Genomic DNA, 16,205 nt, shown 5'->3' with positions numbered 1-16,205 from the left:
CGATCCGTCCCCGGCTGCTGAGGTGCCACCCGTTGTGGCCGACCCGTCGGGTCCGGAACCGGCGGGGGCGGCGGCCCCGGAGGAAACGACACCTCCTTTGCAGGTCACGCCGGACGCCGCGGAGTTCGTGGCGCCGCAGGCCGCCGAGCCGCCGCGTCCGGAGACCTCGGCCGACCTCCAGGCGGCGCGGGTGCTGCGTCAGGCGCCTGGGGCGCGGACCGCGTGGGGGTGGACGGTGTACCTGTCCACGCTGGGGCGCCGAGAGGCGGCCGAGAACCCGCGCCAAATCCAGGACCGGGAGTGGACGGCGCAGGCGCAGACCACGATCGCGCGGCACCGGCGGGTGGCGGTGTTGGCGCAAAAGGGTGGGGTCGGTAAGACGACGACCACGGCCGGGCTTGGGCACATGTTCGCCCAGTTGCGGGGGGACATGGTGGTGGCGGTGGATGCCAACCCGCACGCTGGGACGCTCGCGGAGAAGATCGGGACGCAGACCAGCAAGACGGTGCGGGATCTGCTCACGGCTGAGCGTGAGGAGAGCCTGCCGCGGTGGCCGGACGTGCGTGAGTTCCTCAGTCAGGCCGAGTCGCGGTTGCACGTGCTGGCCTCGGATCAGGATCCGGCGCAGGCGGACAGTTTCAGCGCCCATGACTACACGACCACCGTTGGGGTGCTGGAGCGGTTCGTCTCGCTGGTGCTGACCGACTGCGGTACCGGGATGCTGCACGACGCCCTGGCGGGTGAGGGCGGGGTACTGGACCAGGCCGACCAACTGGTGGTGGTGTGCGGCCCGGGAGTGGATGAGGCGCGCAGCGCGTCCAAGACGTTGGACGTCCTCCAGGCGCACCGGTGGGGGGATCTGGTCTCGGACGCGGTCGTGGCGGTGACCAAGGTTCCGCACGGGCCCGCGAAAAAGACGGGTGTGGATTTCGAGGAGATCGAGAACCATTTCCGTACGCGTGTGCGGTCGACGGTGCGGGTTCCTTTCGATCAGCATCTGGCCTCGGGTGCGCAGATCGAATTGGATCAGATGGCCAAGGGTACGCGGCGGGCGTTTTTGGAGTTGGCGGCTGCGGTGGGTTCGCAGTTCGGCCAGCAGAGAGTGTCGACCTGACATCGTGTCTGGTGCGCGCGTTCTGCCTTTCCTCCAGGGCAGGGCGCGCGCATGTGTGTTTGTGAGTGGGATCGCTCGGGTGGCGCCCGGAAAGGACTGTGATCGTGCGTAGTCGCTCCCCCCGGCGGCGGGGGCTTCGCCTGGCGTTGACGCTGGTGGTCATGCTGGCTGGGCTGGTGCTCGTGCCGAGTTCGGCCTCAGCTTTGAACTGGTGTGACGAGAAACTCGCGCCGGAGCCGGAAACGACTGGTCAGGGTGTGGATGCGGTCCTGAACAATGAGCCGGTCGTGGAGCGTATTCCCCCTATCGGGAGTTCGGGATCCGGAAAAGGGCTCTACGAAGAGTATTTGATGTCTGGCACGACCTGGCACGTGATCATCGACACCGAAGATTGTTTCGATGAGCAGCGCACGCAGGGGTGGCCTTTCCTCTACAACATTTTGTGGGGGACGGCACGGGCTGTGGATATGGCCGCGATTGAGGCGCTGCGGTTCGCGATCGCGCCGCCGTTGGAGGAGTTGGAGGCGGTGGTGGTCGACGTGGTCGACCAGCTGCGCCAGGAGATCTGGCGTCCGCTGCTGCCCGCCATCACGATCTTGGGTGCGGTCACCCTGGCGTGGTGGGGACTGGTCCGCAAAAGGGCGACGCTCACGTTCGAGGGCATCGTGTGGATGGTCGCGGCGACCACGGCCGGTCTGTGGATCCTGGGATCGCCCGCCTCGTTCATGGGCTTGGTCAACGGGGTCATGACGGGTGGTGAGAACGTCATGACGGCGGCGGTGACCACCGTGACCGATGACGGGGAGGACGGCCGGTGCATCCCCGGCTCCCCGGAGATCGTCCGGGGGGTGGGGGAGGACTACCGCGATTTCGTCGCCCGGCAGCAGGCCGAGTACCTGTGGGAGACGCTGGCGTGCCGCCCCTGGATGGTGGGGGAGTTCGGGTCGGGTCCGGCCGCCGAAGAGCTGGCCGAGGAACACGCTCGGGATCTCATCCGCGCCCAGGCGCTGACGCGGACCGAGTCGATCGCTGTGGGCGTCAGCGTCGATGACGACGGCACCGATGAGTACTACGACACGCTGGTGGAGGAGCGTCAGACCGAGTTCGCGCGGATCTCGGGGGAGATCGAGGGCGCGCACACCCCCACCTGGGACATGTTCCGCGGTGCCAAGGGCGGAGACCGGACCCTGGCGGCGTTGGTGGGGTTGGTGGCGGCGATCTGCGGCGGCGGCCTGGTGCTGGCGGCCGCCATCGGGCTGCTGGTGCTCAAACTCGGGTTCCTGTTGCTGATGCTGCTGTCCCCGATCTTCTTCCTCTTCGGTATCCACCCCGGGTGGGGGAGGCGCGTGCTGCTGCGGTGGGCCGAGCTGCTCGCGGGATTGTTCCTCAAGATCTGGATGTGGATGGCCATGATCTTGATCCTCGTGTTGGTGCTCAACACCATCCTGTCCTCGGTGCAGCCCTACGGGCTGGCGCTGGTGATGATGGTCGCCCTGACCATCGCGGTACTCAAGTTCCGGCACGATATCTGGCCCGTGCTGACCACGGTGCAGTTCTCCGGCGCCGCCGCCCCGGGTGGTGGCGGGGGCGGTTACTCCTCGCTGCGCCACCAGGCGACGCGTGGTGCTACCCGGGTGGCCGGGGCGGCCACCCGCAAGGCCGGATCGCTCACCAAGGACATGACCAAGCTCGCCACCAAGGGGGCGATGGTGGGGTCGGCGGTCACCGGCGCGGGTGCGGCCGCCGGTCTGGTGATGGCAGGCAAGGCGCTCAATGACAGGTTCAACAGCCGCCCCACCCCTGAGGGCCGACAGCGCGGCTCCGAAACCATTTCGCAGGCGTTCGACGGCATGCGCCGCCAACAGGAGCGGGCGAACCAGGCCCCCGACCGGCACGGGGAGGCACAGGACCGGGACCACCTGGTGCGCCAGGGCGCGGGTGCACCGCGCCCGACCCGCCAGGACGGGCATGTGTCGCGGACCGCGCGGCCCTCGGCGGAGGCTCCTGAGCGCACACAGCCTGCGGGCGGTCGGGTGCCCACCCGCACGGAGACCGGGCAGGGGGTGCGGGGCGACCGTCAGCCGGACCAGGCGCCGGCCGCCGGGCGCCGGTCGGCCCCCTCGGGGCAGGCTCCCCCGCCCTCGGGCGGGCCGCGGCCCGCGGAGGGTGAGGGGCCCACTGCGGCTCCGCAGCGACGCCGTCCCTCGGGAGGCCGGGGAGGTGAGTCCTGATGGGCGCCAAGAAGGGCCTGACCGGTGTGGGGGTGGGGTTGGGTGCGTGCGTGATCGCGCTGGCCGTGGTCACCCAACAGGTCACCGCCCTGTCCTACCGGCAGGGTGGTGCCTCCCAGACCTGCCAGCCGGGCAACCCCCGACCCACGGGGGTGGTCGACCAGGGCGGGGTGAGTGCGATCGCCGGGGACGAGATCCCGGCGCAGATGCTGGAGCTGTATCAGGACGCCGCGCAGGCGTGGGGGATGGACTGGGCGCTGTTGGCGTCGGTGGGGTACCAGGAGTCCACGCACAACACCAACCGGGCCGTGGATGTGGAGAATCGGGCCAGGGCGTTGGGGCCGATGCAGTTCACCCCGCCCGCGTGGACCGAACACGGCCGGTACTGGGGCGATTTGACGGGGGAGGAGGGCACGCCTCCGCTGGAGGATCGGCTCGACCCTGAGACGGCGGTGTGGTCGGCGGCGCACAAGCTGAGCGACCAGGGCGCCAACACCGACCCGGAACAGGCGCTGATCCGCTATTACGGGGCCGACACCGACGGGTATGTGGACTCGGTCATGAACCGGGCCGATGACTACCGGGACGGGGATTTCTCCTCGGGCACGGGTGGTGAGATCGTCATGGCCAGTGTGGAGTGCCCACAGGAGGGCACTGGGATTCCTGGGCAGGCGCCGAACTATTCAGTGGCGGAGTTGGCCGCGCAAACGCACCTGGAGCCGTGCGTTGTGGAGGATCCGCCGTTTTCCCCGGGGAACATCCGTCCATTGACATGTGCGGCGCACCGCAACATCGTGGAGAATTTCCGGCCGCGGTTGAACTTCAGCGGCAACTGTATCCGCAGTGGCGGGGGCGGGGACCACCCGCTGGGTTTGGCCTGCGACTACATGACCTCACCGGGCGGGACCTACTCCACGGGCCCTCAGGAGCAGTTGGGCGACATGATCGCTGAACACGCCATCACCAACGCCGACACGTTGGGGGTCAAGTACGTGATCTGGCGACGCAGCATCTGGAACGCTGGGTGGACGGTGTGCCCGCCTGGACGCTCCGACAGGTCGGATGACTGGTACAACGGTGTTCCCGATATCTCGGGCGGGAAATGGTGTGGCATGGAGGACCGCGTCACGGTCACAGAAAACCACTACGACCATGTCCACATTTCGTACATCAGTTCCGCTTGATGGTTTTATTAATTGTAAATCAATTGTTGAACTGTTCGGCCAACTCGACCACCCATGAGGGGCCTTCGGTGTTGGTCATGATCACCAGGTAGTCGCCCAACTCCTTGGGCTCGTCGCCGCCGACGGGTTCGGCCTCCAGGCTGATGAGAAAGTGCACGCTGGTGGAGTCGTAGGCGCGCACCTGCTGGACGTCGGCCCGCCCGGTCCAGGCGTCCACGCTCTCGTCCTGGCCGAGCACACGCCAGATGCCATCGGCGATCCCGTCGGCGGTGGTGAGGGTGACGGCCTGGGTGTCGGTGGCCCACCGGTCGCCAAGCCGCTCGGTGTGGGCCTCGAACTCGTCACGGGTGAAATCGATCGTGGCCGCGGCGGCCAGGAAGTCCTCAGCCGCCGTACCGGCCTGGGCGAACTCGGCGCGCGAGTGGGGGAACCAGTCGTCCACCTCCCCGGTGGCGCCGGTGTCGACCTCGGGGACGGCCTCAGCGGTCGGCTCCGGGACCGCAGACGGGGACGGTGCGGGGGCCGGTTCCTCGGTGAACTGGTCACGGATCAGTGTGAAGCCGCCGACGGCCACCAGGGCGATAACGGCACCGATGATGATCGTGCGGGTGAGGCGCTGTGGGAGCGGCCGGTCCTTGGCCTGCGGGTCGAACACGGGGCGTCCTTCGGGTTCCGGGGTCGGGTCGTGCGGGGCGCACAGGGCGCGGGTTGTTGGCTACGGTGGGGCACCATGAGCGCTCTCGTGCGGCTGGTGCCGCTGCCGGTGGTGGTGGCCCTGGGTGTGGTCGGCTGCGCCACCGACACCGATGACCCCCTGCCCCCCGCCTCCGCGACGGCTGAGGATACGGCGCCGCCGTCGGCGACCACGCGGGTGAGCATGCTCTACACGGGCCTCTCGGATGAGCGTGTGCGCGGCCTGGACTATGAGGTCAGCGTGGCTCTGGGCGAACCGCTCGACGGCGGCGCGGGGTGCGATCTGGCGGCCCCTGAGGGCACGGTCACGGTGCCGGTGACCCTGAGGGTGGTCAACACCCACGACCCGGACTCCGTCGACCCCACACCGCCCGTGCAGGCTGACGGCTCTGGTGAGGGTGAGCCGGTGCTGTGGGCCACGCCGCGGTACGTGGAGGCCGCACCGGTGGGCGGGGCCGGGCCGCTGCGCTGGGCCCCCGAACGGAGCGGGTATCCGTGCACCGACCAGCCCGACCTGGAGTCGTTCGTGTCCCTGGGCTGGGAGTACCGGGAACAGGCGACGCTGACCGGCTACCTGACCGGGGTGCCCGAAACCGCACCGGAGGGGGCCGGGGTGCGCCTGGACCTGGTCCGGGAGCTGTGGGAGGTCCACCAAGGCGCACCCGGGCCGGTGACCGTGACCTACTGAGGTGTTCAGCCCACGGCCTCCTCCGCCTCGTGGGCCTCGACGGTGGGGCGGGGGCGGGTGGGGTTGGTGTCCAGCCACCCCAACAACTCCTGGGAGACCAGGTCCACGGCGATACGGGCCGTGCGCCCGTCCAGGTCGCGGTACAGGCACTGGCCGTTGCCCAGGGTGCGCAGGGCCGCGCGGTGCTCGTCGGAGTCCTCGATGCCCAGCAGCGCCATGACGTTGCCCACCTCGGTGTCTTCGGAGCTACGGAACGCGAAAACGCTGGACAGGTTGTTGGTGACCTGCTCGTTGAGCAGGTCACCGGCGTTCTGGGAGACCAGGATCAGGGCGGTGTTGCGGGATCGTCCCATCCGGGAGACCTCCGGGACCAGCTTGGCGCCCTCGGGGGTGGAGGTGACCGCCCACGCCTCATCCAGAAAGATCACCTTGGGCAGGCGCCGGTCCAAATCGTTCATCAACCGGCGGGCGAACTGGGACACCAGGTACAACAGCGCCACGGACAGGCGCTGCTGGTAGCTGTAATCGTCGCGGTGGGTGGACGCCTCCGGCAGGGACAAACCCCTGAGCGTGAACACGGTGGTCCACCCGGCGGTGTCCACGTGGGCCTCACCCCGGGGGTCGAAACACAGGTTGGCCAGGCTCATCTGCGACATGGACGACAGCACCGCGCCCAGGTTGCGCGACGCCGGCTCTTCCTGGCCCTGGAGGTAGTCGACCACCTTGGACAGGGACGGGTGGGGCTGGTCGGCGACTGCGGCCACGGCCTGGATCATCGCCGACTCGCGCTCCTCACTCATGCGCGGCAGGAGGAGGCGGAGGGTCTCGGTGGCCATGGTCTTGCGGGAGGGCAGGTCGTCGCCGAACGCGAAGGGGTCGAGCAGGCCCGGCTGGGCGGAGGCCAGCGACATCACGCGCGCCTGGCGGCCGCGCCGCTGGAGGAGCTGGACCAGCGATTCGGCGTCGCCCTTGGGGTCGATCGCGGCGACGGTCACCCCACGCAGGGCCAGCTGGTAGATGAGCAGCAACGCCAGCGTGGTCTTGCCGCCGCCCGGCTCACCGGTCACCGCGATGGCGGTGGGGCGGTTGCGGGCCGCGGCCACCAGCGGGTCGAAATGCACCACGCCCCGGGCCCGGCCCACGGTCTCCCCGACGTAGGGGCCCACCCACCCGTTGCCCACGGCGTCCTGCTCGTCCCCCACGGCCACGGTGGCGGTGGGCATGCCTCCGGCGATGGTGCGCAGCGGCTGGCGCTGGGCGTACGCCTGAAGGCGCACCCGGTCCCCCGGAAGCGACTCGTTCAGCAGTGAGAACTGGTCCCCGGTGGAGTGGGCGATGTCGATACCGATGTCCCGGTAGTGCTCGATGACCGCCTCCACCCGCTGGGTCAGCACACGCTGGTCGGCGGCCGAGACCCGCAGACGGTGCCAGCCGTAGACGAACGGCAGCCGCTCCTTGGTGATGCCGTGCTCCAGCGCGCGGGCGGCGTCGATCTGCTCGGCCAGGGCGATGGGCGCCTCCACGCCGGCCTCGGCGATGTGGGCGTCCATGTCGCGGGCGTGGGCGAGCTTGCGGCCCACATCCCGTGACGCCTTGGCGGGGGAGACCAGCCGCATCCGGCTGGTGACCTCGACGGGGAAGGGCAGGGCGTCGGCGTAGTACATCCACGGTTCCCCGTCGGGGAAGGCCATCAGGTCCGGGAACCGCGCGAAGCTCAGGTAGGCCACGTAGCTGGTGGTGGTGGGTTGCTCCAGACGCAGCATGGACCGGCCGTTGACGATGATGCCCTCCGCCAAGCGTTCGATCTCCCCGCGCCCCCACGCGCTGCGGTCGGCGGCTGAGGGGCGCCATGTCTCGTCCACCCCGCCGGTGGTGTGCTCCAGCAACCAGGCGATCTCATCGGAGGTGGCGTGGCGGGCGTACAGGGCGCTGGCGGCCAGGGCGCGGCCGAGCCGCTCGGCCTGGTCGGTCCACCGGTCGATCTCGGCGGCCTCGATCTCGTGATCGGTGAGGCCGAGCGCCTGCTCGGCCCTGAGGTAGAGGTCCTTGAAGTGGCCGAGCACGTCGCTGCCGGCGGCGCGGGCGCTGCGCGGGCCGAGCCGCACACCGAGATAGACCTCCTTGGTCCAAAAGTCCTTGGCCCACACGTGCCGGTACATCTGGTCCAGGTAGTCCTGCCAGCCGGGCCCGTCGGCCACGCGCGCGTCCAGTGTGTTGGCCCATTCGGCGGCCGGGTAGGGGCGGTGGGCCACACGCAGGTGGACTTCGGCGTCCTCCATGCGGATCGCGGCCAGGGCGATGGTGATGTTGGTGGCCAGGATCTCGCGGTCCTCGGGCGTGGAGAACTCATAGGCCGCGGTGGGCAGACGGAAGTAGGCCCATGCCTCGGTGTCGTTGAACAGCACGCGGTCATCGAAATAGCGGGCCGCGAGCTGGGCGCTCTGAGCGCTCGACGTCTTCATGGTCGGATACTCCAGGGGTTCAGGCGGCCGCGGGGGCCATCTCCTGCGTCTTTGGGGCGGACGCGGCCCGGTGCGGGGTCACCGCGTGCGGCAGGGTCATCGTGGGCAGGTGGCGGCGGGGCCGCGCCGCCACCCGGTGGCGGTCGGGGGCCTGGGGGCGGTGCCAGACGGTGGCCTGAACGCGCACGTGGGTGGGCTCGTACTCCGGGCGCAGCCGCACGTACACGCGGGCCTCCCGCAGGTACCGCACCTGGCTCTGCACGAGTTCACCGAGCCGTTTGGACTCGGCCACGGGCCGGGTCGCGGCCAGGGCCACCAGTGCCGGCGGCAGAACCCAGATCACCAGGTGCCACCCGTTGCCGAAGGTGAACGGCATCCTGATCAGCATCAACAGCACGCACCACACCGCCAGCGACGCCAGCGCGATACCCGCGGTGGTCATCGGGACCGGGGTGGGCAACCGGAAGTCGTAGAGCTTGTACAGGCGCTTTTCGATGCGCCAGATGTTGGTGTAGGTGGGCAGGTCCACGCGGCGCCTCCATCACGGTGTCAGGGCCCACGGGCCCGGTGGGCAGGGTCAGGAACCGGCGGCGGGGGCGGCGCCCTGGATGTCGCGCACGTACCACGCCCCGCCCTGCTCGACCATGGTCAGCTCGTAGCGCTGGGTCAGGGTGTCGGTCTCGGTGCCCTCGGCGAGCTGCCAGGTCACGGTGGCCTGCACCGGGCGCGGCTGTCCGGCCTCACCAGCGGGCACGACCAGGTCCACGGACACGAACTCGAACACACCGGGCAGGGGGTCGACGCTGGCGCCGGGCTCGACGTAGCGGTCCAGGTGCTCGGGGGTCTCGGCGTAGGCGGCCAGGAACCCGGACACGACCGGTTCCATGGCCTCGGCGGCCTGGGCGTCGGTGTCGGGGGCGGCCTGCTCGGGCAGGGTGGCCTGGTCCGGGGCGGGCAGGAGTGCGGGCGGGGCGGCCACCACCAGCGCGGTCCCGGACTCATCGGCGTAGATGGGCACCTCAAGGTGCATCGGCTGGCCGTTCACCCGCGCGGAGAGGGTGACCACGCCGTTGTGGGCGTCGTCTGCCCGCACCCGGACGATGCGCACGCGCTCCCCAGTGATGCCCTCGGGGAGGGTGAAGTCCCGGAGCTGGTCCTCGGGCACGAAGTCGGCCAGGACCGCGCCCGCGTCCTCCTGCGCCTCCTCCTCGTCCTCGTCCTCGTCCTCGTCTTCGGCGCCGGCGGGGGCGGCGGGGGCGGCGGGGGATGAGCCCTGGAGGTAGACCTCGGCGAAGGACGCGGCGAACGCCGCGGCGGCATCCTCCGGGAAGGCGGGGGTGTCCTCGACGGCCTGCGCCTCCTCCTGGCCCGGGGCCGTGTCGAGGGCCCACACCCGGTACTGGCTGACGACGAAGTTGACCGACATCAACACCAGGACCGTCCAGATCACCCCACGGCCGAGATAGACACGCCAACGGCCCCCACTGCCACGGCGGCCGGTCCGGGGCGCAGGGGTGGCCTCACCGGTAGAGCGTTTGGGGGCCATCAATCCTCCGGTTTGTGTGGGATGAGGGGGTCACGGGACACGGCAGGCCGCACACGGATTGTAGAGGTCACCACCCGCATTCGGGCAGTGAGTTCCACGCCTATGGCCCGGCCGAAACCGGTCGATTGGTGCTGTGGGTCTCCTGCGCGAGCATGCGAGGCGATACGTTGCACAAACATGACAGTGGGTGAGGTCGGGCGAGTGCGGTTGGCGGGACGCGATTTCTCCCTGTGGTGGGTGCGACAACACGCGTCTCAGCTTCAACGGTGGTTCGAGCGTGCCCGTGCTGAACAGGGACACGCGCTCTGCCTGTGCCATTCGGCGGGGTTACGGTTGGTGATCCGCCAGCGGGAGGGCCGTCACCACCTGGCAGTGTGGCCGGGGGAGGGGCATCAGCACAATCCCCGATGTGCGTTCCACTCTCAGGATCGGCCTGACCACACCGACCCCGGGGACAGACGTCACGCGGCCATCGACCAGCACGCGAACGGCACCACGATCCGCCTCAATGTGGCCCTGCGCGCTCGCACGTCTACCAACACTCCACGCCCGGCACCGGTTACGCAGGGGCGTGCGAATCCGACGGTCTCGCGCGCCAGCACCGGCTTGCTGGGCATGCTGCACTATCTGTGGGAGGCCAGCCGCCTACACACCTGGCGGCCGGGCCACCCGCGCACATGGGGGGAGTGTGCTTCGCGGGTGCGAGCGGTGGCCGCGGACGCGGACGTCAATCAGCTCCCCCTGAGCGAGGTGCTCTATGTCGTGCCGCCCTACAGCTCGGCAGTCGCCGACCACAACGCCGCAGCGTTGACCGCGTGGCAGAACACGCTCACCCGTGACCGACGGCGGGGGCTGTTGCTGGGGGAGATCAAGACGGTGCAGGACAGCCGGTTCGGGCAACAGATCCGGTTGCGCCACCTGGCCCGTGGGGTGTTCGTCCGCAACGAGCTGATGGCCCGGGTCCGGCGCTCCTACCGGTCGGCGTTCGCCGCCCCTGAATCGTGGGGGGCGCGGTGCGTGGTGCTGGCCGCAGTGGAGGTCACCCCGAAGGGCTACCTTCAGGCCTTGGATCTGGCTGTGATGTTGACCAACCGTGTCTATCTGCCGACCGACTCCACGCACGAGGTGCGCATGGCGGACGCGTTGGTGGGCGCGGGGCGGTCCTTCCGAAAACCGGTGCGCTACGACACCGCGCAGGGTGTGCTGCCGGATTTCGTGCTAGTCGACACCGATCCGCACACCTGTGTGGAGGTCTTGGGGATGCTCGACAATCCCGACTACGCCGCGCACCAACAGGACAAGATGGCGCACTACCAGGCCACGAACACGCCGGTGATCGGGTGGGACGTGCGGGGCCCTCTTCCTGACCTGCGGTCCTAGGCCTGGAACCGGCGCATGGGCGTGACGGGGCCACCCCTCACGGGGTGGCCCCGTTGGGGTCAAGGTCAGTCGTTGGCGGGGAAGAAGGTCACCCAGCCCCCGGCGCCATGCCAGACGGAGGCACGCACCGTACCAGCGGGCAGCTGAAGCCGACGCAGCTGACGCGGCTGGGGGTAGGTTCCCGCCCACGGCGCGTGGGTGAAGTAGGTGACTCCGAACTCGTTGTCGCTGTCGGTGATCAACACGGCGAACTTGCCGCGCTTCTTGTTGGCCCTACGAACCAAGTGTGCGATCTCCGCTTCGTCTGCGAGACGGTTGCACAGTGCCTCCTCGTCGGGGAATGGCTTGCCGTCGTGACCGCGCGCCTGGTCTCGCAGGGCGTCGAATGCCTTCCGGCCTTCCGGTGAGACCTGGTAGAACCATGCGCCGCCACCGGTTCCGTGATCCTCAACCGTGCCGACGGCCGTGCCGTTGATGTGCACGACCAGGTGGACGGCGGCACCGTCATGGGTGGGCATCGTGTTGAAGTCGCTCAGCCGGACCCGGACCGGGGCGCTCGTGTTGGTGTGGGGCATGACGAACGTCATGTCAGGCATTCCTCCTGCTGGGATGGCCACGCCGTGTTGGGGGCAGGGGCCGAAGAACTGTGGTCGGTGTGCTCTGCCCGGGGCGCGGTTCCGCCCCGGGCAGAGCGTGGTCTGTGATCAGAAGGGCGGTTCGTCGGTGAACGCGCCGGGGGACGGTGTTGGTTTGGCCTCGGAACGGGGGGCCGGTGTGGGCAGTGCCCACTGGCCGTCGGAGAGTTCACGCGCGGCTGCGGTGGGCTCGATGTCGCACGTCAAGTTCAGTGCGTGCAGGACTCCGAGCAGGATCAGGCCGAGTTCCTGGGCGGCGTCGTCGGCATCGCCGGGGGTACTCGGTCCCGTGGTGGTGTCCAACAGGTTCATGGCGTGATCCACGGTGGCCTGGTCGATGTGCACGTCGGTGATCTCTCCGGCCTGGTCCTGGTGGCCGGTGCCGTAGTCGGCGCTGTCCCACAGGTCGCTTGTGGCGTCCTTCCAGGCCTCCATGAGGAGCTCGTCGGGGTTCTCCAGTGCCAGCGGCTTCGCCTGGGCGAGGATCTGCCGTGCCAGGGTGGTGAGCCCGGCGCGGGTGTGTTCGTGGCCGCGCCGGTTCGCCAGTGCCAGGGCGTGGGCCGCTCGGGTGGACATCTCGGGTTCGTAGAAACCATCCATCGGGTTCTCCAGGGTCGTCATGGGGGCGGCGCACGGCAGGGAAGGGGCGCGCCGCCCCTGTGGTCATCGGTGTGCGGACTGGTGCGCCGGGCGGATCGCTCGCTCGGTGGGGTCAGCCCTCCTGGGGGAGGGCCAGTGTCACCGCCGCGCCACCGTCGTCACCGGGACCGATGGTCATGACCAGTTCGGCCAACGTCTCCTGGTCGCCACCGCGCGGCACCCGATACAGCTCGACGTGCCGGGTGGAACCACCGGAAGACCGGAGGGCGACGCTCGCCGCCGACCACAGCACGTCCCACCAACGCCCGTTCTCGTCCTGCGGGTGGGGTTCGGTGCCGGGCCACTCGACCATGTCCAGCCACGCCGCGCGAGTCAGTGCGATAGGTATGGCCCACCTGGCATCGGCCGCCATGTCGGCGGGCGGCTCGATGAGGTGACCGTCCTGGATCAGTCCGGCCCGGGTGACGCCCGACCGGTCGAGCGCGACACTGCGAGCCTGGGCGGCCTCGGTGACGGCACGCTCGTGGTCGGGTGCACTGGTGTCCGGCTCGGGGGTCCACCGCATCGCGTCAGGGGATGGGGAGTGCTCAACCACGTGGGTCTCCTTCGTGTGGGAGTCGAGATGGTCGCTGGCGGGAGTGCCACCCCCCACCAACACACCCTATTAAAACACAGAAACACCCTATTAAGCAACTCGCGTAGTGGGTGAAACTGGAGTACACAGCCTCAGGAAGGGTTTCGCCGAACCCAAGGCAAGTACGCGGTCCCATCCGTGGCCAGGGCGCGCGCTTCCGCCCGAACGGCGGTACGCACGGGATCCAAAGCCTCAGCGGAGACCAGCGGCACCCTCGGTGGGGGCGCCGGGGCCGGGCACCATGTAGCACTTGCGCGGCTATCCCAGTCGCACCATCGGGTCGGTGCTGGACAGTAGGTGAACGCGCGTTCGACGGGCACCCACCTGCCCGCCCCGGCGTCGGCCCCACACGCCTCCCACAGACGGCGGCGCTGACTGCCTGCCTCCGGCGACGGGCCCGAGGTAGGCCTGACGGATGGTGAGCACGCCTATGGCCGCGTCGATGTCCTCGCACACCGGGCTGCGCAGGCCGTGCCCCGGGTCGGTTCCGGCGACCAGTACCAGGTCGCGCACTCGGCCCTGCTCCTGGTAGGGCGCGGCAATGCAGCCGAGCCGGGGCCGGGGGCGAGCATGGCGTATCCGGCCTGGTCCACGCGACGGTGTCTGCGCACCATGAGCCCAGCCCGGCGCCCGGTCTGTCGCTCCAGCGGCCGGGCAGAGCCACAGCGCGCCCCTGCACGATCTCGCCGTGGCTGGTCTTCACCCACGGCCGATGTCGGGTTCGGCGGCGGGCCGGTTGGGCGTGAGCGTGGGCGATCACGCCGGTGGCGGCCCCGGTCCTCCTTCGGAGCCGCCACCATGGCCGGGAAGGGTCAGTGCTCGGTGAACAGGACCAACGCCGGATCGGCGCCCGAACCTTCGGCGGCCCAGTCCCCGACCACGCCTTCGCTGGTGTCGGGGTCCAAGCGGTAGGGGAGGACCTCGATGCCGGTGACCGTCAGGCCGTGTTGAGCGCCAGAGGCGGCCACGATGACCTTCGCGTGGCTGCTCAGGCACTCCTCCTGGGCCGCTCTGAGAGCCTCGATGAGATCGTTGACCGTCCTCGTCGGATCATCTCCCCGGTCGTAGTTGTGGTCGTTCCCAGGGCAGTGGTCACCGCTCTGCTCGCCGGTGATCACTTCGATGGCCTCGGCCGGAGTGAGGGCCTGCCAGTCCAACCGCCTGGTGTCCGGGTTGCGGCGGCGCAGGTGGAGCCTGTCCAGACTCTGGGTGCCCGTGTCGCTGATGCTCCAAGCGGCCAGCAACGAGCACAGGCCGCCAGGGTCGCCGGTCGGCCAGGTGACACGGACCACGATCAACCGGCCCTGGGCGATTCGGTCGCTGGTCAGGCGATAGGTCCGGCCATGGTGGTCCAACAACGCGGTGAACCGCTGTGGGGACCACGGGGCCGGGCACAGGGGTGCTTGGCTCTGACTCTGCCCGTCTGGGGTGTCCGTGAGCGGTGCGGGAGTGCGCATGAGCGTCCTTCTCCGTTGAATGTCGAGATGTCGCGGGTGGGAGTGCCACCCCCCACCAACACGCCCTATTAAAACACAGAGACACCCCATTAAACAACTGGCTTCGTGGGTGGCGCTGGAGTTCAGGCCACGCGGTGGGTCCGCGGCACCTGGCCGGGCGCCGCGGACCCGCTCGTCACACCCGCCCCACCGGGTATCGCTGGCGCAGCTCCCAGTGGGCATCGCCGCTGTCGTCGCCCTGGGCGTGGCATGCCAGCCACGCCAGGCCTGGGCGTGGCATGCCGAGCGTGGCCAGAAGGTCGGCCACCACATCGACCTCCGAGCACGTGAGCTTCTCACCCAGGTTCTCGGCCAGGTAGGGGTCACACCACACGCGCGCCCACTCCTGGGTGGGGTCGGACGCCGTCTCCAGCGCGGGCTGCAACTCCGCGCCGTCAGCGATCAGCGTGTGCGCCTTCGTGGTGCTGATGTCGTGCCACGGGCGCCCCTGCCAGCGGGCCAGAGTGGCGACCAGCCGGTAGGTGCCGGTGGCGCGGGTGTGCCAGGTCGCGCGGATCTCCACCGGGGCGGCCTGCCCGCGGCGCTGCCAGTGGATGCGCAGGGTGACGAAGGGGGCGCCTTCGTCGTCGGCGCCGTGTCGCACGGTGAACGATCGGCGAAAACGGGTTGCCTGCTCGATCAGCGCAGTGAGGGCTTCTGGCATGGCTAGGGGCCGCGGGTAGGTGACGTGGTTCATGAGCGTCCCTTTCGGGTCGGGGTGTCGAGATGTCGCCAGCGGGAGTGCCACCCCCCACCAACGCATCCTATTAAAACACAACTACACCCTATTAAACAACTCATGTGGTGCGAGAATAGAATCCTGAGCTGCGCATATCGCGACGTCAGCCAGTCTGCTTGTCCCTGCGTGCGCGGGCCCAGTAACGATCATCCACGGTCGATCGCTTCCAGTAACGGATACCGTCACGCACCCAGTCAGGCTCCCCCAGCACGTTGTTGCCCGCAGGGCTGGCGTCCGAGCGCACCGTGCCGTAGTCGAACCCGGTGTAGTCGGCGATCGCGTGTTGATCCAGCAATTGATTCGGGGGCACGTCGGAGTCTGCGGGCGGCAACCACACCCACTCACCCACGAGGGCCTCCGCCGCAGCGGCGTCGTAGAGCTTGGCCACACCCCTTTTACCCACACACGGCACCCGTTCACGCCATGCCTGGCTGTTCACCCACCGCTCACGGACATACCTGGGGGTGCGCCGGTAGCGGCGCGCGATGTCAGCGGTCGACATCGGTGGTCGCTCTTCCTGCCTGTGCTCTACCATGTGCATGCTCCTGTTGGGAAACCTCAGGGGAGTCGAGATGCGGGCGGTGGGCATGCCACCGACCCCCTTGGGGGTCGAACCCACCGCCCCTTTTTTGATCATCGGGCAACCTATCGGAACACAGTCCCCACCAGCGTTGACCGCCCGCGGTCCCGGCTCGCGTGGGTCCCGCAAACCGCAGCCACCCCAGACACGAACCCGCTCTTGGAGTGCGGCGTCCTCGGTCATGATCACGCCCATGGTCACCCCCACCATCTCCTCACCTGGC

General features: G+C 69.3%; 16 protein-coding genes. 5 read left to right on the top strand and 11 right to left on the bottom strand.

Translation table 11 applies throughout. The features are described from left to right. The first annotated feature begins 34 nt into the window (after positions 1–34). The 3 genes from ACTVAJ_RS29980 (at position 35) to ACTVAJ_RS29970 (ending at position 4,529) form a co-directional block, all read left to right on the top strand. Positions 35–1,114: a MinD/ParA family ATP-binding protein gene (locus ACTVAJ_RS29980; RefSeq protein WP_470391674.1), complete on the top strand. Its 1,080-nt coding sequence runs from the start codon at positions 35–37 to the stop codon at positions 1,112–1,114. A 350-nt stretch (positions 1,115–1,464) separates the two neighbouring features. After that, the gene (locus ACTVAJ_RS29975) at positions 1,465–3,345 is read left to right on the top strand and encodes a hypothetical protein (RefSeq protein ID WP_470391673.1); all 1,881 of its coding nucleotides are present in this window, start codon (positions 1,465–1,467) and stop codon (positions 3,343–3,345) included. A gap of 50 nt (positions 3,346–3,395) precedes the next feature. After that, a complete protein-coding gene (locus tag ACTVAJ_RS29970) occupies positions 3,396–4,529 on the top strand; it encodes a VldE C-terminal domain-containing protein (protein ID WP_470391672.1) in 1,134 nt (377 codons plus the stop codon). A gap of 19 nt (positions 4,530–4,548) precedes the next feature. On the opposite strand, the gene ACTVAJ_RS29965 is transcribed toward ACTVAJ_RS29970, so the two are convergent. Beyond that, positions 4,549–5,184, bottom strand: coding sequence for a hypothetical protein (locus ACTVAJ_RS29965; RefSeq protein WP_470391671.1), 636 nt, complete (start codon positions 5,182–5,184; stop codon positions 4,549–4,551). A 75-nt stretch (positions 5,185–5,259) separates the two neighbouring features. Here ACTVAJ_RS29965 and ACTVAJ_RS29960 point away from each other — a divergent pair, with 75 nt between their 5' ends. Further along, positions 5,260–5,910, top strand: coding sequence for a hypothetical protein (locus tag ACTVAJ_RS29960; protein ID WP_470391670.1), 651 nt, complete (start codon positions 5,260–5,262; stop codon positions 5,908–5,910). A gap of 5 nt (positions 5,911–5,915) precedes the next feature. Here ACTVAJ_RS29960 and ACTVAJ_RS29955 read toward each other — a convergent pair whose 3' ends face one another. From ACTVAJ_RS29955 to ACTVAJ_RS29945, 3 genes are read right to left on the bottom strand one after another with little or no spacing between them, the layout of a single operon-like run. After that, a complete protein-coding gene (locus tag ACTVAJ_RS29955; protein ID WP_470391669.1) occupies positions 5,916–8,372 on the bottom strand; it encodes an ATP-binding protein in 2,457 nt (818 codons plus the stop codon). A gap of 19 nt (positions 8,373–8,391) precedes the next feature. Further along, a complete protein-coding gene (locus ACTVAJ_RS29950) occupies positions 8,392–8,901 on the bottom strand; it encodes a conjugal transfer protein (RefSeq protein ID WP_470391668.1) in 510 nt (169 codons plus the stop codon). 48 nt (positions 8,902–8,949) lie between these two features. Beyond that, complete coding sequence (locus ACTVAJ_RS29945; RefSeq protein WP_470391667.1) at positions 8,950–9,822, bottom strand: conjugal transfer protein; 873 nt, start codon at positions 9,820–9,822, stop codon at positions 8,950–8,952. A gap of 117 nt (positions 9,823–9,939) precedes the next feature. Here ACTVAJ_RS29945 and ACTVAJ_RS29940 point away from each other — a divergent pair, with 117 nt between their 5' ends. Continuing rightward, positions 9,940–11,298 (top strand): DUF1173 family protein, encoded by a 1,359-nt coding sequence (locus ACTVAJ_RS29940; protein WP_470391666.1) that lies wholly within the window; start codon positions 9,940–9,942, stop codon positions 11,296–11,298. Positions 11,299–11,363: 65 nt separating this feature from the next. Here the strand turns inward: ACTVAJ_RS29940 and ACTVAJ_RS29935 are convergent, their stop codons facing one another. The 7 genes from ACTVAJ_RS29935 to ACTVAJ_RS29905 form a co-directional block, all read right to left on the bottom strand. Then, on the bottom strand, positions 11,364–11,885 hold the full coding sequence (locus ACTVAJ_RS29935) for a hypothetical protein (protein WP_470391665.1): 522 nt from the start codon (positions 11,883–11,885) through the stop codon (positions 11,364–11,366). A 117-nt stretch (positions 11,886–12,002) separates the two neighbouring features. Then, positions 12,003–12,554 carry a hypothetical protein gene (locus tag ACTVAJ_RS29930; protein ID WP_470391664.1) on the bottom strand — a complete coding sequence of 184 codons (552 nt, stop codon included), beginning with the start codon at positions 12,552–12,554 and terminating at the stop codon, positions 12,003–12,005. A 91-nt stretch (positions 12,555–12,645) separates the two neighbouring features. Further along, positions 12,646–13,128, bottom strand: coding sequence for a hypothetical protein (locus tag ACTVAJ_RS29925; protein WP_470391663.1), 483 nt, complete (start codon positions 13,126–13,128; stop codon positions 12,646–12,648). 297 nt (positions 13,129–13,425) lie between these two features. Next, the gene (locus ACTVAJ_RS29920; RefSeq protein WP_470391662.1) at positions 13,426–13,680 is read right to left on the bottom strand and encodes a hypothetical protein; all 255 of its coding nucleotides are present in this window, start codon (positions 13,678–13,680) and stop codon (positions 13,426–13,428) included. Positions 13,681–13,979: 299 nt separating this feature from the next. After that, positions 13,980–14,624, bottom strand: coding sequence for a hypothetical protein (locus ACTVAJ_RS29915; protein WP_470391661.1), 645 nt, complete (start codon positions 14,622–14,624; stop codon positions 13,980–13,982). Between the two features lie 175 nt (positions 14,625–14,799). Beyond that, entirely contained in the window at positions 14,800–15,267 is a 468-nt protein-coding gene (locus tag ACTVAJ_RS29910) for a hypothetical protein (RefSeq protein ID WP_470391660.1), read from the bottom strand. 238 nt (positions 15,268–15,505) lie between these two features. Beyond that, entirely contained in the window at positions 15,506–15,790 is a 285-nt protein-coding gene (locus ACTVAJ_RS29905; RefSeq protein ID WP_470391659.1) for a hypothetical protein, read from the bottom strand. Positions 15,791–16,205: the final 415 nt, after the last annotated feature.

Source organism: Nocardiopsis sp. KDC1DS13DA1, from assembly GCF_055632325.1.
This window is presented reverse-complemented; position numbering and strand designations above follow the sequence as displayed.